The 16,631-nt window shown below is 73.6% G+C and carries 19 protein-coding genes; 14 read left to right on the forward strand and 5 right to left on the reverse strand.

The annotated features are described in order from the left end of the window. The first annotated feature begins 323 nt into the window (after nucleotides 1–323). Nucleotides 324–734, forward strand: a complete 411-nt coding sequence (locus AB7J25_RS11085; protein WP_428507841.1) for a DUF3151 domain-containing protein — start codon at nucleotides 324–326, stop codon at nucleotides 732–734. A 34-nt stretch (nucleotides 735–768) separates the two neighbouring features. On the opposite strand, the gene AB7J25_RS11090 is transcribed toward AB7J25_RS11085, so the two are convergent. From AB7J25_RS11090 to AB7J25_RS11105, 4 genes are all read right to left on the reverse strand, one after another. Further along, nucleotides 769–1,473, reverse strand: a complete 705-nt coding sequence (locus tag AB7J25_RS11090; protein WP_428507843.1) for a dihydrofolate reductase family protein — start codon at nucleotides 1,471–1,473, stop codon at nucleotides 769–771. An 84-nt stretch (nucleotides 1,474–1,557) separates the two neighbouring features. Beyond that, nucleotides 1,558–2,766 carry an RNA polymerase sigma factor gene (locus AB7J25_RS11095; RefSeq protein ID WP_428507845.1) on the reverse strand — a complete coding sequence of 403 codons (1,209 nt, stop codon included), beginning with the start codon at nucleotides 2,764–2,766 and terminating at the stop codon, nucleotides 1,558–1,560. Between the two features lie 6 nt (nucleotides 2,767–2,772). Continuing rightward, a complete protein-coding gene (locus AB7J25_RS11100) occupies nucleotides 2,773–3,138 on the reverse strand; it encodes a YciI family protein (RefSeq protein ID WP_428507847.1) in 366 nt (121 codons plus the stop codon). Beyond that, on the reverse strand, nucleotides 3,135–3,575 hold the full coding sequence (locus tag AB7J25_RS11105) for an SdpI family protein (RefSeq protein ID WP_428507849.1): 441 nt from the start codon (nucleotides 3,573–3,575) through the stop codon (nucleotides 3,135–3,137). Before AB7J25_RS11105 ends, AB7J25_RS11100 begins: the two co-directional genes overlap by 4 nt. Before the next feature lie 439 nt (nucleotides 3,576–4,014). On the opposite strand from AB7J25_RS11105, the gene AB7J25_RS11110 reads away from it, so the two are divergent. The 6 genes from AB7J25_RS11110 to AB7J25_RS11135 are packed head-to-tail and all read left to right on the forward strand — an operon-like array spanning nucleotide 4,015 to nucleotide 11,742. Further along, nucleotides 4,015–5,079 (forward strand): PEP/pyruvate-binding domain-containing protein, encoded by a 1,065-nt coding sequence (locus tag AB7J25_RS11110; protein WP_428507851.1) that lies wholly within the window; start codon nucleotides 4,015–4,017, stop codon nucleotides 5,077–5,079. A gap of 31 nt (nucleotides 5,080–5,110) precedes the next feature. Then, the gene (locus AB7J25_RS11115) at nucleotides 5,111–6,937 is read left to right on the forward strand and encodes a PEP-utilizing enzyme (RefSeq protein WP_428507853.1); all 1,827 of its coding nucleotides are present in this window, start codon (nucleotides 5,111–5,113) and stop codon (nucleotides 6,935–6,937) included. 58 nt (nucleotides 6,938–6,995) lie between these two features. Further along, nucleotides 6,996–7,856, forward strand: a complete 861-nt coding sequence (locus AB7J25_RS11120; RefSeq protein ID WP_428507855.1) for an N-acyl homoserine lactonase family protein — start codon at nucleotides 6,996–6,998, stop codon at nucleotides 7,854–7,856. A 30-nt stretch (nucleotides 7,857–7,886) separates the two neighbouring features. Beyond that, nucleotides 7,887–8,744 (forward strand): FAD binding domain-containing protein, encoded by an 858-nt coding sequence (locus AB7J25_RS11125; protein ID WP_428507857.1) that lies wholly within the window; start codon nucleotides 7,887–7,889, stop codon nucleotides 8,742–8,744. After that, nucleotides 8,741–9,334 (forward strand): (2Fe-2S)-binding protein, encoded by a 594-nt coding sequence (locus AB7J25_RS11130; RefSeq protein ID WP_428507859.1) that lies wholly within the window; start codon nucleotides 8,741–8,743, stop codon nucleotides 9,332–9,334. The genes AB7J25_RS11125 and AB7J25_RS11130 overlap by 4 nt, the downstream gene beginning before the upstream one ends. Next, nucleotides 9,331–11,742, forward strand: coding sequence for a xanthine dehydrogenase family protein molybdopterin-binding subunit (locus AB7J25_RS11135; RefSeq protein ID WP_428507862.1), 2,412 nt, complete (start codon nucleotides 9,331–9,333; stop codon nucleotides 11,740–11,742). Before AB7J25_RS11130 ends, AB7J25_RS11135 begins: the two co-directional genes overlap by 4 nt. Here AB7J25_RS11135 and AB7J25_RS11140 read toward each other — a convergent pair. Beyond that, the gene (locus tag AB7J25_RS11140; protein WP_428507864.1) at nucleotides 11,731–12,534 is read right to left on the reverse strand and encodes an IclR family transcriptional regulator; all 804 of its coding nucleotides are present in this window, start codon (nucleotides 12,532–12,534) and stop codon (nucleotides 11,731–11,733) included. The genes AB7J25_RS11135 and AB7J25_RS11140 overlap by 12 nt on opposite strands. Before the next feature lie 124 nt (nucleotides 12,535–12,658). Here AB7J25_RS11140 and AB7J25_RS11145 point away from each other — a divergent pair, with 124 nt between their 5' ends. Genes AB7J25_RS11145 through AB7J25_RS11175 form a run of 7 tightly spaced genes read left to right on the forward strand, consistent with a single transcriptional unit; the run spans nucleotide 12,659 to nucleotide 16,546 of the window. After that, nucleotides 12,659–13,657: a hypothetical protein gene (locus AB7J25_RS11145; protein ID WP_428507866.1), complete on the forward strand. Its 999-nt coding sequence runs from the start codon at nucleotides 12,659–12,661 to the stop codon at nucleotides 13,655–13,657. Next, complete coding sequence (locus tag AB7J25_RS11150; RefSeq protein WP_428507868.1) at nucleotides 13,650–14,465, forward strand: hypothetical protein; 816 nt, start codon at nucleotides 13,650–13,652, stop codon at nucleotides 14,463–14,465. The genes AB7J25_RS11145 and AB7J25_RS11150 overlap by 8 nt, the downstream gene beginning before the upstream one ends. A gap of 22 nt (nucleotides 14,466–14,487) precedes the next feature. Further along, nucleotides 14,488–14,781, forward strand: a complete 294-nt coding sequence (locus AB7J25_RS11155) for a BMC domain-containing protein (protein WP_428507870.1) — start codon at nucleotides 14,488–14,490, stop codon at nucleotides 14,779–14,781. 7 nt (nucleotides 14,782–14,788) lie between these two features. Continuing rightward, complete coding sequence (locus AB7J25_RS11160; RefSeq protein ID WP_428507872.1) at nucleotides 14,789–15,124, forward strand: BMC domain-containing protein; 336 nt, start codon at nucleotides 14,789–14,791, stop codon at nucleotides 15,122–15,124. Next, nucleotides 15,121–15,393: a EutN/CcmL family microcompartment protein gene (locus AB7J25_RS11165; protein WP_428507874.1), complete on the forward strand. Its 273-nt coding sequence runs from the start codon at nucleotides 15,121–15,123 to the stop codon at nucleotides 15,391–15,393. Before AB7J25_RS11160 ends, AB7J25_RS11165 begins: the two co-directional genes overlap by 4 nt. After that, nucleotides 15,390–16,100 (forward strand): HAD-IA family hydrolase, encoded by a 711-nt coding sequence (locus AB7J25_RS11170; protein WP_428507875.1) that lies wholly within the window; start codon nucleotides 15,390–15,392, stop codon nucleotides 16,098–16,100. The genes AB7J25_RS11165 and AB7J25_RS11170 overlap by 4 nt, the downstream gene beginning before the upstream one ends. Beyond that, nucleotides 16,097–16,546 carry a RidA family protein gene (locus AB7J25_RS11175; RefSeq protein WP_428507877.1) on the forward strand — a complete coding sequence of 150 codons (450 nt, stop codon included), beginning with the start codon at nucleotides 16,097–16,099 and terminating at the stop codon, nucleotides 16,544–16,546. Before AB7J25_RS11170 ends, AB7J25_RS11175 begins: the two co-directional genes overlap by 4 nt. Nucleotides 16,547–16,631: the final 85 nt, after the last annotated feature.

Here is a 16,631-nt window from a genome sequence, read left to right on the forward strand (position 1 = left end):
GAGTAGGCGTCCTCGCCGATGCCGTAGAGCTTCAGTGCCTTGGGCGTGCTCCCGCCGCTCTGGTCGAGCGCGGCGATGAAGCCCTCCCCGCTCGAGACCTTCTCCAGCTGCTCGCGGTTCGTCACGGTTGCATCCCGTCCTCGTCGCCGTCGGTGCCCGTCAGTGCTGCGGTGGTGTCGGCGGCCTCGACCGCCCTCGTCGCGGGTCATCGTGCCCCAGGGGCGGGCGGTGCTCCCCCCCTGCCGCGGTACCGGCACGTAGGGGAGAACCTTTTTCCCGTCGGTGCGTTTCGCGCGGTCCGTGGGCGCAGGCAGGATGGCGCCATGACCTCGTTCGGCAACCTCCTCGGGCCCGACCCCACGCTGCTGCCCGCCGACCCGGCCGCGGCGGAGCTCGACGCGGGTGCCGATCCCGCCAAGGTGGCGGCCGCCCATCCCACGTCGAGCATCGCGTGGGCCGTGCTGGCGGAGAACGCCCTCGCCGCCGGGGAGACGGTCGCCGGCTACGCCTACGCGCGCACCGGCTACCACCGCGGCCTGGACCAGCTGCGCCGCTACGGCTGGAAGGGGCACGGCCCGGTGCCGTGGTCCCACGAGCCGAACCGCGGGTTCCTCCGCGCGCTGGCCGCGCTGCAGCGGGCGGCCGCCGGGATCGGCGAGACCGACGAGGCGGACCGGTGCGCGACCTTCCTCGCCGACTCCGACCCGCAGGCCCCCGCCGCGCTGGGCTTCTGAGACCGCCGCGTCCGCGAGCCCGGGACGCGACCGGTCAGGCCCGGACGGCCGTCCGCCCGCCGCCCGAGCCGCGGTCGTCGAGCAGCAGCGGCGCGCGGCCTGCCACCCGGTAGCGGAGGTGGAGCACCGTGGGTCCCTGCACGACCCGCAGCGGTTCCAGCTCGATGCCCTCGGTCCCGTCGATGCCGAGGCGCTCGTCGAGCAGCCGCATGCCCGCGCCGAGCACCACCGGCGCCACGTGCAGCTCCAGCTCGTCCAGCAGGCCGGCCGCCAGCACGGCCCGCAGGAACGAGCCGCCACCCGCCACCGCGACGTCCTTGCCGCCCGCCGCCTCGCGCGCCTGCGCGATCGCGGTCGCCAGCCCGTCGGTGACGAACGTGAACGTCGTGCCGCCGTCGCGCACCAGCGGCTCGCGCGGGCTGCTCGTCACGACGAACACCGGTGCGCGGAACGGGGGCTCCTCGCCCCACGGGCCCTCGCCGCCGTCGAACATCCGCCTACCCATCACATACGCGCCCGCGGCGGTGAACATCTCCTCGATGATCTCGGAGTCGACGGTCCGCTCGCCGCCGGTGAAGCCCTGCCGCTCACGCCAGGCCATCGCGTCGGTCGCCCAGCGGGTGACCCGGAAGAACCCGGCGGCCTCGGCCGACTCGATCCAGCTGCCCGTGCCGTCGAACCGTGGGCCCGCGTAGCAGCCGTCCAGCGACACCGACATCTGCGCGGTCACCTTGCTCATGCGATCTCTCCTCCGTCCGGGGGTGGTTCGCGGAGGGATCGGAGCCGCGCGCGCGGCTTCGACCGGGCTGTGATGTGACGCCCGTCACTCCAATCGGGCGGCCCGGCCGATGAGGAACCGGCGCTCCGGCAGGCTTCCCGCCAGCCGCGCGGCCTCGCGCCACTCCCGCACCGCCGCGTCCGGCTCCCCGGCCCGCTCGTGCAGGTGCGCGCGGACGGCGTGCAGCCGGTGGTGTCCGGCGAGCCGCCCGCCCAGCCCGTCCAGGAGCGCCAGCCCGGCCAGCGGGCCGTGCACCATGCCCACCGCGACGGCCCGGTTCAGCGTGACGGCGGGGCCGGGTGCGAGGCGTTCGAGCAGCTCGTAGAGCGCGAGCACCTGCGGCCAGTCCGTCCCGTCCGCCGAAGGGGCCTCGGCGTGCACCGCGGCGATGGCGGCCTGCACCTGGTAGGGCCCGAGCTCCGACCCCGCGAGGCTGGCCGTGATCAACGCCGTGCCCTCGGCGATCGCAGCGCCGTCCCAGCGGCTGCGGTCCTGCTCGGCCAGCGGGACCAGCTCGCCGTCGGGGCCGGTGCGGGCCGGCCCGCGCGCCTCGGTGAGCAGCATGAGCGCGAGCAGGCCTGCCACCTCGCCCTTGTCCGGGACGAGCCCGTGCAGGCGGCGCGTGAGCCGGATCGCCTGCTCGGTGAGATCGACGCGGCGCAGCGCGGTGCCCCCGCTGGCGGTGTAGCCCTCGTTGAAGATCAGGTAGAGCACGTGGAGCACGGCGCCGAGACGCCGACCGTCCGGCGGCACCGCCAACCGGGCACCGGCCTGGCGCAGCCGCTGCTTGGCCCGCACGATGCGCTGCCCCATCGTCGACTCCGGCACCAGGAAGGCGGCGGCGATCTCCGCGGTCGTGAGCCCGCCGACGGCCCGCAGCGTCAGCGCGACCTGGGCGGACGGGCCGAGTGCCGGGTGGCAGCAGAGGAAGAGCAGCTCCAGGAGGTCGTCGCGGGCGGGTTCGGCGTCCGGCGCTGCGGCGACGAGCTCGTCGCGCGGTGTCGCGTCGTGGACGGCGTCCTCGCGGCGGCGCCGGGCGGCGTCGGAGCGCACCGCGTCGACGTAGCGGCGGGTGGCCACCGTCCGCAGCCAGCCCGCGGGGTGCTCCGGCACGCCGTCGCGGGTCCAGGCCGCCACCGCATCCACGACGGCGTCCGCGACGGCGTCCTCGGCCCGGGCGAAGTCGCCGTAGCGGCGCACGAGCCCGCCGAGGACCTGGGGCGCGAGGTCCCGCAGCAGCTCACCGACGCCCATCCGGCGTCAGGCGCTGCCGCCCTGGGTCATCAGTGGCCACATCTCCAGGCCGCCACCGGCGCCGCCCCAGCGGATCCCCGGGTAGGCACGCGCGATCTCCAGGGCGCGCTCCTCGCTGTCCACGTCGACCACGAAGTAGGAGCCGACGTACTCCTTCGCCTCCAGGTAGGGCCCGTCGGTGACGACGGGGTCGGGGCCGTCGAGGCGCACGGAGCGGGGTCGCGTCACGAGCCCCTGGCTGTCGACCAGCTCCCCGGACTCCCGTAGCCGCTCGTTGAACGCGTCCACGTCCGCGATGAGGGAGGCGAGGTCGGCGGCCGGCAGGCTGCTCCAGACCTTCTCGTTGCCGTAGATCAGCATGAGGTACTTCACCGGGCCTCCTCGGCGGGCGCGCCACATCCGGCGACGAGCGAGCAGCCCGCGCACGTCCCGCTGCACGCCGACGGCGCAGGTTCCTGCGCCGCGAGCCGCTGCGCCGCCCGGTCCGCGAGCGTGCCGCCGATCCCGGCGAGCACCACCGTCCCGACCCCGGCGAGCGCCGCCAGCACCCAGCCGGCCGTGCCGGTGCCCGCCAGGGCGGCGGCCACCGCGCCGAGCAGCGCGATCCCGCCCGCGGCCGCGAGCGGCGCGGCCGCGACCCGGTGGGCGAGGGCGAACGCCGCCTCCGAACGCAGCGTCGCGGCCGTGCGCACGCCCGCGAACCGGTTGCGGGGCAGCCGACCCCGCGCGCCGAGTACCGCGACCGTCAGCAGCGCCGTGCCCGAGACGGCGAGCAGGGCGGCGACGGCGAGGCGCAGCGTGTCGGCCATGACGCCAGGGTAGTTCCCGGGCCGGGGCCGCTCCGGCCCGCCGCCTGCCCGCGCCGGCCGGAGCGGAGTGAGGTCGGCTCCCCCCGGTGCAGTGGGGTGGCTTTGCTCCGGCTGAACCGGAGTGAAGCCACCCCACTGCGGACGGTCGGGCGACGCACCAGCCGCACGGTGCACCGCGACCGGGTCGGGCCCGCGTGTCCGGCACAGCCGGACAACGTGCTGGACCCCGTCTGCCCCTACTGCTGGTGTTGCGCGAGAGCCGGCGGTTCGGTCGTCGTCGCCGTCGAACCAGGACCGGTCGACCCAGGAGGCCGAGTGACCGAGCGCGTTGTCGTCCCCCACCCCGGCGTCGGCCACGAGCGTGACCGCCCGTCGCCCGAGCCCGGCCGGAACCGCACGTGACCAAGCTTGCGAGGTCACCATTCGACTCAGCACTGACGTGACCGCTGCCCGCGTCGTCCGCATCGACCGCGCACGCGGCGCAGGGCCCGCGCTGCTCGGAGGCAAGGGTGCGAGCCTGGCCCGGCTCTGCGCCGCAGGGCTTCGGGTGCCGCCCGGGTTCGTCGTCTCGACCGCGGCCTACCGGCACGCGGTGCTCACCCGCGTCGGTGACGAGCTCGACGCCGTGCTCGCGGCCGTCCCGGAGGTTGCGACGGCCGACGAGCTGGACGCGGCGGGCGCCAGGGTGCGCGCACTCGTCGCGGCCGTCGAGCTCGAACCGGCACTGGCCGAGGACATCCGCGCGGCCTACCGCACGCTCGGCGGCGGTGACGCGGGGGTCGCCGTCGCGGTGCGGTCGTCGTCGGCCGCCGAGGACTCGGCCGAACACAGCTTCGCCGGCGAGCACGACACCTACCTGTGGGTGCACGGCGCCGACGAGGTGCTCGCCCGGGTCCGCGACTGCTGGGCGAGCCTGTTCACCACCCGCGCCATGGAGTACCGCCGCGCGGCGGGCCTGCCCGCGGCGGGCGACGCGATGGCGGTCGTGGTCCAGGAGATGGTCCCGGCACACGCCGCCGGCGTGTTCATGACGCTCAACCCCGAGAACGGCGACCGCTCCAAGGTGGCGGTCGAGTCGGTCTGGGGCCTCGGGGAGCCGCTGGTGTCCGGGGCGGTGACCCCTGACGGCTTCCACCTCGACAAGGTCACCGGCGAGGTCGTGCACCGGTCGGTCGCCGACAAGCGGACCGAGCTGGTCCGCGCACCGCACGGCAGCGGGACGGCCACCGTCGACGTCGCGGCCGACCGCCGACGCACCCCGTCGCTCACCGACGACGAGCTCGCCGAGCTGCTGCGCCTGGCCCGGCTCGTCGAGCGGCACTTCGGCTGTCCGCAGGACGGCGAGTTCGCGATCGGGCCGGGAACCGCCCCGGACAACGTCTACCTGGTCCAGTCCCGCCCGGAGACGGTGTGGTCGCGGCGCTCCGTGGCGAAGGCGTCGACCGGCGCGAGCCTCATCGACTCGATTCTCTCCCACCTCGTGCCCAAGCGCGACACCACGTAGCGCCGTCCGTCCTACTCCTGCAGGAGCCGACATGACCGAGAGCAAGTTCCCGAGCCCGTTCGAGATCGAGACACCGCCCGGCGCCGAGGGCTGGGAGCGGATGTACAACTGGTACCACCTGTTCGGCGACGAGCGCCGCGAGCTGGACGAGCAGCGGTTCTGGTTCGCCGACCGGCTGCACCATCCCGACGTCCTCCCGCCCTACGACGAGATCCAGTGCGAGTGCTGGTGGCAGGCGCTGGGGGCGTTCAACACCCGGATCTTCTCGATGCCGCCCGCGTTCGGCGTCGACCAGCGCATCCTCAACGGGCGGCTCTACGTGACGCCGGTCCCGGCGCCGCCGGAGGACATCGCCACCCGGGCGACGGAGTTCGCCGCGCGCGCGTCGCACTACTACGAGAACTGGGACGCGATCTACGACGAGTGGAAGGTGAAGGTCACCGCGAAGCTCGACGAGATCCGCGCGATCGAGTTCGCTCCGCTGCCGGACCTGGAGCCGATCGAGACCGTCGAGAACCACGTCGGCCACTCGGCCGGGTTCCGGATGGTGCGCGACTTCGAACGCCTCGTCGTCACGATGTACGAGACGTACCAGTACCACTTCGAGCTGCTCAACATCGGCTACGCCGCCTACCTGAACTTCTTCCAGCTCTGCAAGACCGCGTTCCCGGGCATCACCGACCAGTCGATCTCCCGGATGGTCGGCGGGCTGCGGGTGGACCTCTACCGCCCCGACGACGAGCTGCGCCGGCTGGCCAAGGAGGCCGAGCGGCTCGGTATCGCCGACGCCGTGCTCGACGAGTCCCTCACGGCCGCGGATCTCTTCGAGCGGCTGTCCGGCGACCCGAACGGCAAGGCGTGGGTCGAGGACTGGAACGCGACGGCCGACCCGTGGTTCGTCATCAACACCGACCCGGGCCATCCCGGCGGCTACCACCACTACGACACCTGGGCCGACGCCCCGGACGTCCCGCTCGTGTCGGTGCGCGAGTACCTGCGCCGCCACCGGGAGGGCGCGGACATCGAGCGCGACACCGCCGGGGTGCTGCGCGAGCGCGACCGCATCACCACCGAGTACCGCGAGCTGATGTCGGCCGAGGACCACGCGAGCTTCGACCAGGCCGTCGAGCTCGCCCGGCTGGTGTTCCGCTACATCGAGGAGCACGTGCTCTACATCGAGCACTGGATGTGGGCGACGTTCTGGTCGAAGTCCAAGGAGCTCTCGCGCGCGCTCGCGGCGATGGGCGAGCTCGACGAGCCGGAGGACATGTTCTTCCTGCGCCGCGGCGAGGTCTCCGAGGCGATCTACGACTGCGTGGTCGGCTGGTCGGTCGGCAGCCGCTCGCGCGGCGCGGACTACTGGCGGCCGATCATCGCCGAGCGCAGGCGGATCTTCGAGGCGCTCAAGGCCTGGGAGCCGCCGCCCGCGCTGGGCCCGCCGCCCGCGGAGGTCAACGAGCCGTTCACGGTCATGCTGTGGGGCATCACCACCTCGTCGGTGGCCGAGTGGCTCGCCGCGGACGACGGGGACGGTCCGGCCACCCTGCGCGGCCTCGGCGCCTCCCCCGGCGTGGTGGAGGGGCGGGCGCGCGTGCTCACCCATGTCAACGAGCTGGGCTCGGTGCAGCCGGGGGAGGTCCTCGTCTGCCCGGCGACCTCGCCCGCCTGGGCACCGATCTTCACCCGCATCGCGGCCACCGTCTCCGACGTCGGCGGGATCATGAGCCACACCGCGATCGTCTGCCGCGAGTACGGGATGCCCGCCGTGGTCGGCACGGGCAACGCCGTCGCGACGATCAGGACCGGCCAGCTGCTGCGCGTGGACGGCAACTCCGGCGTCGTCACGCTTCTCGACTGATCCGACGACTGATCCGACGACCGATCCGGACGACCGATCCGGACAAGGAGGCCGCACCATGGACTACTCGATCCGTCCCCTCTGCTACTCGCACGTCGACCTGCCCCGGGAGTTCTTCGGCGGGGTCCCCATCCACAGCGGCGAGGGCGTGTCGGCCTCACCGATGATCTATGTCCTGCTCTCGGGTCAGGACGATGACGGGACCGTCCACCACTACCTCGTCGACGCCGGTTTCCACGCCGACAAGTGGATCCACCGCTTCGGCTTCTACGACTGGGAGCCGCCGGAGGCCGTGCTGGCGAAGGTCGGCGTGCAGCCGTCGGAGATCGAGAAGATCTTCCTGACGCACATGCACTTCGACCACGCCAACAACGTGGGCGCCTTCCCGAACGCCGACGTCTACGTGCAGTGGGAGGAGTACCGCGGGTGGCTCACGGCGCTCGCGCTGCCCGACCTGTACACGCCGCTCGGCGAGCAGAGCTGGATCACCTCGTCGTTCGACCGCGACGACGCCCGCGTGTTCGGTGAGCTGGCCCGCGACCACCGGCTGAAGTTCCTCGGCGACGACGAGGAGCTCGCGCCGGGGATCCGCGGGCACCTCTCGAAGGACGGCCACACGTTCGGTACCCAGTGGATCTCCGTGGACACCTCGGGCGGCCCGTACGTCGTCGCCGGGGACGCGGTCATGTGGTACTCGAACGTCGAGGAGATGTGGCCGAGCGGCTACACGAACGGCAACACCTACAACATGCTCATGACCTACGGGCAGATCTACGAGTACCTCAAGGGCGAGGTGAACCGGATCGTCCCGGGGCACGACACCCTCGTCTTCGAGCGCCATCCGAGCTGGAAGGTCGGCGCCAACGAGGTCGGCGAGGTGCACGTGGCGTCCTGGGACAAGGTCCTGCGGCCCGCCTAGGCGGCCGGACGGGCCGAGAGGGAGCACCCCGTGAAGTCACCGCCGTTCGCCTACACCCGACCGACGACGAGGGCGGCCGCCCTCGCGGTGCTCGAGTCCGAACCCGACGCCCGCCCGCTGGCGGGAGGTCAGAGCCTGCTCCCGCTGATGGGCGCACGGCTGGCCGCGCCCGCAGTCCTCGTCGACCTGGAGCGGGTCGAGGGGCTGTCCGGGATCCAGCTCGACGGCGGCACGGTGCGGATCGGTGCGATGACGCGGCAGGCCGACGCCGAGGCCTCCGAGCTGCTGGCGACCCGGTGCCCGGTGTTCGTCGAGGGCCTGCGGCAGGTCGGCTACCCGGCGATCCGCAACCGCGGCACCATCGGCGGAAGCCTCGCGCACGCCGACCCGGCGGCCGAGCTGCCGGTGCTCGCCGTGGCGCTCGACGCGTCGATGCTGATCGACGGGCCGGCCGGGCCCCGCACCGTCGCGGCGCGGGACTTCTTCCGCGGCCCCTTCGAGCCGGACCTGCACCCGGGCGAGCTGCTCACCGCCGTCGAGCTGCCCGCCAACGAGCTGACCTGGGCGTTCCACGAGCTGGCCCGGCGAAGCGCCGACTTCGCGCTCGTGTCGGTCGCGGTCGGCCTCCGGATCGAGGACGAGGTCTGCCGCGAGGCCCGGGTCGTCGTGGGCGCCGCCCATCCGCGGCCGATCCGGCTCCAGGAGGGCGAGGAGGCGCTGGTGGGCGCCCGGATCGACCGGCAGCTGGCCGAGGAGGTGGCCACCCGGGCGGTGGCGGCGCTGCGCCCGGCAGGCGACGTCCAGGGCTCGTCCGGCTACCGCCGCCAGGTCGCCGCGGTGCTGCTGCGGCGGGCGATCGTGCATGCAGCGGGGAGGAGCCGGAAATGACCATCGAGTCCGTCGAGGCACCGGAACAGGCCGTCGCTCCGGACCCGGCGCTCGGCGTCGTCGTCGAGGAGCTCACCGTGCGCCTGACGGTGAACGGCGTCGAGCACGAGCAGCGGGTGGAGCCCCGGCTCAGCCTCGCCGACCTGCTGCGTGACCGGTTGCGCCTGACCGGCACCAAGCTCGGGTGCGAGCACGGGATGTGTGGCGCGTGCACGGTGCTGCTCGACGGCGCCGCGGTGCGCTCGTGCCTGGTGCTCGCCGTGCAGGCCGACTCCCACGAGGTGCGGACGGTCGAGGGCCTGACCACCGGTACCGACCTGAACGGCCTGCAGGCCAGCTTCCGGGAGCACCACGCACTGCAGTGCGGGTTCTGCACGTCCGGGTTCCTCATGAGCGCGACGGCGCTCCTGGAGCAGCACCCGTCGCCGGAGGAGGCGCAGGTGCGGGAGGCGTTCGGCGGCAACCTCTGCCGGTGCACCGGCTACGCCACGATCGTCGACGCGGTGCTCGACGTCACCCACCGCGCCGCCCACGACGCCGCCCACGACGGCGCCGCGGCGCGGGCCGCAGCGGAGAGGACGGGGTCATGACCCTCGCCGACACGGGCCCCGGCCGGCTCCCGTCCTTGCGGATGCGGGCCGTCGGCTCACCGGTGCTGCGCACCGAGGACCCCCGGCTGCTCACCGGGCGCGGCGCCTACGTCGCCGACCTGGCGCGGCCCGGTGCCCTCGAGGTGGCGGTACTGCGCAGCACCCAGGCGCACGCGCGCATCGTCTCGATCGACACGGCGGCGGCCGCCGCGGTCGGCGGCGTCACCGCGGTGTGGACCGCGGCCGACGTCGCGGGCCTGCCGGGGATCCCCTGGCGGCTGGAGATGGAGGGCATGAAGGCCACCACCCAGCAGCTCCTGGCGGCGGACGTCGTGCGGTACTGCGGAGAGCCGGTGGCGCTGGTCGTGGCCTCGTCCCGGCACATCGCCGAGGATGCCTGCGAGCTGATCGAGGTCGAGTACGAGCCGCTCCCGGTGGTGGTCGACCCCGACGCCGCGCTGGCCGGCCCCGACCTGGCCAACGACACGCTCGAGGACAACATCATCCACCGGGGCGGCCGGTCCGTCGGCGACGTCGACGCGGCGTTCGACTCCGCCGCACTGGTGGTCCGCGGCCGCTACACCAGCAGCCGGTGTGCGGCGTCGCCGATGGAGACCCGCGGCTGTGTGGCCGAGTACGACATCGGCACCGAGGACCTCACCCTCTGGACCTCGACCCAGATCCCGCACTTCGTCAGGACGTTCCTCGCCATCTTCCTCGCGCTGCCCGAGCACCACATCCGGGTGATCGCGCCCGACGTGGGCGGCGGCTTCGGGCAGAAGGGGCACATGTTCCCCGAGGAGATGCTCTGCTGCCTGCTCGCCCGCGCCCTGGGCCGGCCGGTGCGCTGGATCGAGGACCGGCAGGAGAACCTGCTCGCCGGGACGCACGCCAAGGTCCAACGTCACGACATGGCCCTCGCCTTCGACGCCGACGGCAGGCTCCTCGCGCTCACCGACGACATCCTGGGTGACGGCGGGGCCTACAGCAGCTTCCCCTGGACCTCCCTGGCGGAGGTCATGATCGGCGAGTCGAGCATCTCCAGCGTGTACCGGCTGCCCGCGGTACGGACGTCGTTCGCGGCCGTGGCGACCAACAAGTGCCCGGTGGGCATCTACCGGGGTGTCGGCTGGACCGCGCCCCAGGTCGCCCGGGAGAGCCTGTTCGACCGCGCCGCACGGCAGCTCGGCCTCTCGCCGTTCGAGATCCGCCGCCGCAACGTGGTGCCCGACGACGGGTACCCGTACACCACGGTCACCGGCCACGTGTACCGCGAGGGCAGCTACCGCGCCGCCGTGGACGCGCTGGAGGCGGCGCTGGGCGTCGACTCGTTCCGCCGTGAGCAGGAACAGGCCCATGCCGAGGGCCGGTACCTGGGTCTCGGGATCAGCGCGTTCAACGAGATGAGCGGCCTCGGCACCAAGGGCGTTTTCGCCCTCGGCTTCCCGGTGACCACCCACGACTCCTCGACGGTGCGCGTGGAGCCTACGGGGAAGATCGTCGTCACCACGGCGGTGGTGTCGCAGGGCCAGGGGCATCGCACGACGATGGCGCAGGTCGCGGCGGACATGTTCGGCGTCACCGTCGACGACGTCGTCGTCCGAGCCGGGGACACCCGGCAGAACTTCGGCATCGGCACCTGGGGCAGCCGGGGCGCGGTGATCGCGGCGGGCTCGATCATGCGGGCGGCCGAGCCGTTGCGCGCCAAGGTGATCCAGATGGCGGCGAAGCTCCTGGAGGCCTCCCCGGACGACATCGAGCTGGCCGACGGGTTCGCGTCGATCTCCGGTGTGCCGGAGGCGAGGATCCCGTTCCCCGACGTCGTCGGGGCGATCTACTTCGCCCGGCCGCTGCATCCGGACGGCTTCGACCCGACGCTCGAGGAGACCCGGGTCTACGACCCGAGCGAGCCGGTCTTCTCCAACGGGGCGCACGGGGTCGTCGTCGAGGTCGACGTCGAGACCGGGCAGGTCGAGGTCCTGCGCGTGCACGCGGTCGAGGACTGCGGGACGGTCCTCAACCCCATGATCGTCGAGGGCCAGATCCGCGGCGGCGTGGTCCAGGCCGTCGGGCAGGCGCTCTACGAGGAGCTCGTCTACGACGAGCACGGCCAGCTCGCGACGACGACCTACCTCGACTACCTGGTCCCGCCGATCTCGGTCGCGCCGCCGGTGGGCTTCACCCACCTCGAGACGCCCTCGGCGACGAGCCCGTCGGGTGCCAAGGGGATGGGCGAGTCGACGATGGTGTCGGTCCCGGCAGCGATCCTCAACGCCGTGAACGACGCCCTCGCGCCGCTCGGTGCCGAGGTCCGCCACCTGCCGGCCACGCCGGAGCGCGTCCTGTCGGCGATCGCCGAGGCCGGGCGGGCCGGCGGTGGGGCCACGCGGGTGGCCTCAGCGGGATAGCAGCCGCAGCGGCGTCCGCACGCCCGTCGCGGGCGACGCGCCGTCGGGCCCGGTGCAGGCGACCTGCAGGCGCCTGCTCGCGACCCGTGCGGACCCGGTGACCGCCGCGCCGATGTCGCTCAGCCGGGCGGGCGGGAACGTCGAGCTCGGCCCGGCCAGCGACAGCGCGCCGACCGGCTGCCCGTCCGCCCAGAGGACCGCCGCGGCGACCGAGGTGCGTCCGGGCTGGAACGAGTGGCACACGCAGTAGCCGTGCGAGCGGGTCGCCGCGAGCTCGTCGTCGAGGGCGGCCATGTCGGGCAGCGGCAGCTCCTCGTCACGGCACAACCTGCGCACGCGCTGGTCGGCGTCGACCGGGTCGAGGGCGGCCAGCGCGCTCTTGCCGCAGCCCGACAGGAACGCCGGCGCGCGCATGCCCACCCTGTTGACCATGCGGACCCTCGTCGGGCCGGACTCGCGGTGCAGGTAGACGATCCAGCCCTCGACCAGCTGGCCGACGTGCAGCTCCTGGCCGGGCCCCCGGCGCAGTGCGCTCGTCGATCCCTCGACGGCCTCGACGAGACCTGTCCGCTCGATGACCAGCCCACCGAGCTCGAGCAGCAGCGGCCCCAGCCGGTACCCGGCGCGCGGCACCGCCTCCAGCAGCCCGGTGTCGCACAGCGACCGGCACAGGTGGTGGACGGTCGAGCGGGGCAGTCCGGTGCGCTCGGCGAGCCCACGCACCGAGAGCACCTCCACGGTCGGCCGGAACGTGCGCAGGATTGCGGCGGCCTTGCCCACGGATGCGCTCACCGGTCCCTCCTCTCCCGACGGCCCCGGGATTGTCGGTCGTCGACCGCGTCCTGCGCCCCTGCCCGTCCAGCACCGTGGGACGGATCCGTGGATCGCGCGCCTGACGTCACCCACCATCGCAGTCATGAGCCGCGTCTTCCAGGTCCCCGCCGGCACCTCGGCGTCGCGGGCTCGCCGTGAGGGCCCGGCACCGGTGCTGCCCGCGCCCGACGCTCCGGCGGCCTGCGGTCCGGGACCGGCGCGCGGGGCGATCGTCGCCGGCTACCTGGCCCCGCACCCGCCGCACCTGATCTACGCGGAGAACCCCGAGCAGAACGAGCCACGCTCCCGCGGCGGCTGGGAGGTGCTGCGCTGGGGGTACGAGGAGCTGCGCCGCAGGCTCGCCGGCCCGGCCCGGCCCGACGTGCTCGTCGTGCACGCGCCGCACTGGATCACGATGGTCGGCCATCACGTCAACTGCGTGCCGAACCCGCACGGCGTGAGCGTGGAGCCGATCTTCCCGAACCTGTTCCGCTACCACTACGACTTCCGCACCGACGTGGAGCTCGCCGAGGCGATCCTCGCCGAGGCGGACGGGTTGGGCCTGGTCACGAGCGCCATGCGCGAGCCCGACGTGCGCGTCGACTACGCGACGATCGGGGCGCTGCACCTGGTCAACCCGGCCTGGGACCTGCCGGTCGTGTCGATCTCGGCGAACAACAACCCGTACTTCTACTCCGACGCCGCCCTCGACGAGATGGAGACGCTCGGCGAGGCCACCCGCCGGGCGGTCGAGCGGACGGGGCGCCGGGCCGTCCTGCTGGCGTCGAACTCGCTGTCGCACCTGCACTGGGACGTCGAGCCCGAGCTGCCCGAGGACATGTCCCGGGAGCACCCGTACAGCCAGCACCAGTACGAGTGGGACATGCGGCTGCTCGCGGCGATCCGGGAGGGGCCGACGTCGAGGCTGCGCGAGCTGATCCCGCGCCACATCGCGGAGACGGCCTCGGAGACCAAGTCCGGGAGCCTCAGCTGGATGCTCTCGGCGATGGGCTGGCCCGACGTGGCCGGCGAGGTCCTCGCCTACGGCACGATCATCGGTACCGGCAACGCCGTGGTCGAATGGCCGGGCCGCCGTGGCTGAGCTCGCGATGGCCGCTCTCGTGCCGGGGATGCCGCACCTGCTCGCCGCCGACCCGGCGCCGAGCTGGACGCGGCTCCGCGACGCCGTGCGGACCACCGGGGACCGGCTGCGGGCCGCGGGTGTGGAGACCGTCGTCATGGTCTCGACGCAGTGGTTCACCGTGCTGGGCCACCAGGTCCAGACCGCGGCGCACCTGACCGGCGAACACTGCGACGAGAACTGGTACCGCTACGACTACGGCCGCCAGCGCTTCGACATCACCGTCGACGTCGACCTCGCCCTGGCCTGGGCGGACGCGATCGACGCCCGTGGCCTGCAGGCCCGTCGCACCCGCTACGACGGCTTCCCCGTCGACACCGGCACCATCACCGCGATGAACCTGCTCGACCCCGGGCACGGGTTCCGGCTGGCCCTGGTGTCGTGCAACCTCTACGCAGGCGCCGACGCGATGAGCGTGCTCGGCGAGGCCGCCTCGTCCGCTGCGGCAGGTGTGGGCCGCCGCACCGGCGTCGTCGTGGTCAGCGGCCTGTCGTCGGGGCTGGTCCAGCGGTGGATCTCCCCCGGCGAGGACCGGGTCGCCGACGGCCACGAGTCGTGGGACCGCCGGATGCTGGACCTGGTCGTAGACCGGAAGCACGACGACGTCCTGGACCTGCGCGAGGAGTACGCGCGCGCTGCCCGGGCGGACAGCCAGCTGCGGGTCTACCCGTTCCTCACCGGGGCGGGCGTGGGTGCGCTGGAGACGTGCGAGCTGCTCGAGTACGGCCCGATCTGGGGCACCGGCGCGGCAGTCGTCAACTGGCAGTAGTGATCCGGACCAGGAGGAGACAGTGGCCCGTACAGCGGTGGGGTTCATCGAGGCCGAGGGCTTCGTACCCATCTTCGACGCGGTCGACGCGATGACCAAGGCCACCGAGGTCGACGTCCGGGGCACCGTACGGCTCGGCGGCGGGCTGGTCGCGGTGGCGGTGTCCGGCGAGCTCGCGACGGTCGAGGAGGCCGTCGAGATCGGCGAGGAGACGGCCAGGGCCATCTCCGGGCGCAACGTCAAGTCGATCGTCTTCGCGAGTCCCGCCGAGCCGGTCCTCGCGATCGCAGGCGACGTCACGATCATCGGGAGCTGAGGACGACATGGCATCCACGGACCGGGCGATCGGCATCATCGAGACCCGCGGTGTCGTCGCCCTGACCGCGGGCATCGAGGCGATGATGAAGACCTCCGACGTGCGCACGATCGCCGTCGAGCGGGTGAGCAGCGGCTACCTCGCCGCCGCGGTGCAGGGCAGCCTTGCCGCGGTCCGCTCGGCGGTCGAGGCCGGCTCGCAGGCCGTCCGCCAGTACGGCGAGCTGCGCGCTGCCCAGGTCTACCCCAAGCCGCACGCCGAGGCCGGTGCCCTGCTCGACAACGGCACGAGCGCGCGGCTGCAGAGCGGGATCGCGGCGCTGGAGTCGGGCGGCTCGCCATGATGCTCGGTACCGTCGTGCGCCAGGTGTGGTCGGACCGCCAGCTCCCGAGCTACGACGGGCGCCGGTTGGTGCTGGTCGCCGAGATCGACTCCGACCGCCGCGAGGTCGCCGTCGATCTCGTCGACGCCGGGCCCGGCGTACTGGTCCTCGTCGCGACCGACGAGGCCGCGGCCGCCGCCGCGGGCGACGCCACCGTGGACGCGGCCGTCGTGGCGCTGGTGGCGGAGCCCGCCCGGCCTGCGGTGGTGCCCGCGGAGGCCGGCGGGTGACGTACCCGGCCCCGGGGGGCGCGCGGGCCCGGCGCCGCCAGGCGTTGCGCCGCACCCGGCCCGCGGTCACCACGATCGTGCTCGACATGGGCGGCGTCGTCATCCCGACGCTGTTCGAACGCGTCCGGTTCCCGTCCTTCCCGTCCGGGCCCTTCTCCGACGCCGCGCGTCCCGACGCCGATTACGCGAAGGTCGAGAAGGGCGAGATGCAGGAGCGCGACTACTGGGCGCGGCTCGCGGCCCGCCATCCCGAGCTCGACATCGGGGCGCTGTGGCGCGACTGCTCCGTCGTGCGCGAGGAGGTGACCGGGCTGCTGCGGCGCATCGGCGGGCGGATGCGCGTGACGGCCTTCACCAACGACATGTCGCACTGGTTCGGCCCGGACTGGCCTGCCCGGTTCCCGGTGCTACGCGAGTTCGACACGATCCTGGAGGCCTCGGTGCTCGGCGTGCTGAAGCCCGATCCCGCGGCGTTCCGCGCCGCCGCGCAGGCGCTGGGCGAGGAGCCGCGGCGCTGCCTCTTCGTCGACGACCTCGCCGCGAACCTCGACGGCGCTGCGGCGATCGGGATGCGCACCCAGCTGTTCGACGTCCGCGACGCGCCGGGCTCGATGGCCCGGATCGCGGCGTCGCTCGGCCTACCCCCGGCCACCGCGGCCCGGCGGGTGTTCGCCGTCCCGCGGGGGCCCGAGGTGATCGGCCGATGACCGGCGTCGAGTACGAGCGGCTGGCAGCGCTGGGCCTGCAGCTCCCGCCGCTGCGCCCCAAGGCGGGCAACTACGTCGGCTGGGTGCGGGCGGGCGACCTGCTGTTCCTGTCCGGTCAGGGGGCCGACGGCTTCACCGGCCGGGTCGGCGACACCCTCACCCGGGACGAGGCCTACCAGGCGGCCCGGTCCTGCGGGCTGAACCTGCTCGCACAGATCCACGACGCCACCGGCGGGCTCGGCGCGGTCCGCCAGGTCGTGCAGGTCCGGGGTTTCGTGACGTGCACGGCGGACTTCACGGAGATCCCGCAGGTCGTCAACGGCGCCTCGGACCTGTTCCTCGCCGTCTTCGGCGAGCGTGGCCCGCACGCCCGCACCGCGATCGGCGTGCAGAACCTGCCCCTGGGCTTCGCCGTCGAGGTCGACATGACCGTCCAGCTCGGATGACCGTCCGGCTCCCGTCCGACACAGCCGGACGGGAGCGTTGCCGCGGGCCACCGGGGTCGGCAGCGTGCGGTTCCCTGAGGAGGGA

It is taken from the genome of Pseudonocardia sp. (genome assembly GCF_050246655.1).
GTDB lineage: Bacteria > Actinomycetota > Actinomycetes > Mycobacteriales > Pseudonocardiaceae > Pseudonocardia.

Excerpts from the sequence above, each read along its gene's own strand:
- AB7J25_RS11160 (WP_428507872.1), top strand. The coding sequence starts at position 14,789 with ATGGCATCCACGGACCGGGCGATCGGCATCATCGAGACCCGCGGTGTC.
- AB7J25_RS11175 (WP_428507877.1), top strand. The coding sequence starts at position 16,097 with ATGACCGGCGTCGAGTACGAGCGGCTGGCAGCGCTGGGCCTGCAGCTC.
- AB7J25_RS11085 (WP_428507841.1), top strand. The coding sequence starts at position 324 with ATGACCTCGTTCGGCAACCTCCTCGGGCCCGACCCCACGCTGCTGCCC.
- AB7J25_RS11115 (WP_428507853.1), top strand. The coding sequence starts at position 5,111 with ATGACCGAGAGCAAGTTCCCGAGCCCGTTCGAGATCGAGACACCGCCC.
- AB7J25_RS11130 (WP_428507859.1), top strand. The coding sequence starts at position 8,741 with ATGACCATCGAGTCCGTCGAGGCACCGGAACAGGCCGTCGCTCCGGAC.
- AB7J25_RS11145 (WP_428507866.1), top strand. The coding sequence starts at position 12,659 with ATGAGCCGCGTCTTCCAGGTCCCCGCCGGCACCTCGGCGTCGCGGGCT.
- AB7J25_RS11105 (WP_428507849.1), bottom strand. The coding sequence starts at position 3,575 with ATGGCCGACACGCTGCGCCTCGCCGTCGCCGCCCTGCTCGCCGTCTCG.
- AB7J25_RS11120 (WP_428507855.1), top strand. The coding sequence starts at position 6,996 with ATGGACTACTCGATCCGTCCCCTCTGCTACTCGCACGTCGACCTGCCC.
- AB7J25_RS11135 (WP_428507862.1), top strand. The coding sequence starts at position 9,331 with ATGACCCTCGCCGACACGGGCCCCGGCCGGCTCCCGTCCTTGCGGATG.
- AB7J25_RS11090 (WP_428507843.1), bottom strand. The coding sequence starts at position 1,473 with ATGAGCAAGGTGACCGCGCAGATGTCGGTGTCGCTGGACGGCTGCTAC.
- AB7J25_RS11165 (WP_428507874.1), top strand. The coding sequence starts at position 15,121 with ATGATGCTCGGTACCGTCGTGCGCCAGGTGTGGTCGGACCGCCAGCTC.
- AB7J25_RS11095 (WP_428507845.1), bottom strand. The coding sequence starts at position 2,766 with ATGGGCGTCGGTGAGCTGCTGCGGGACCTCGCGCCCCAGGTCCTCGGC.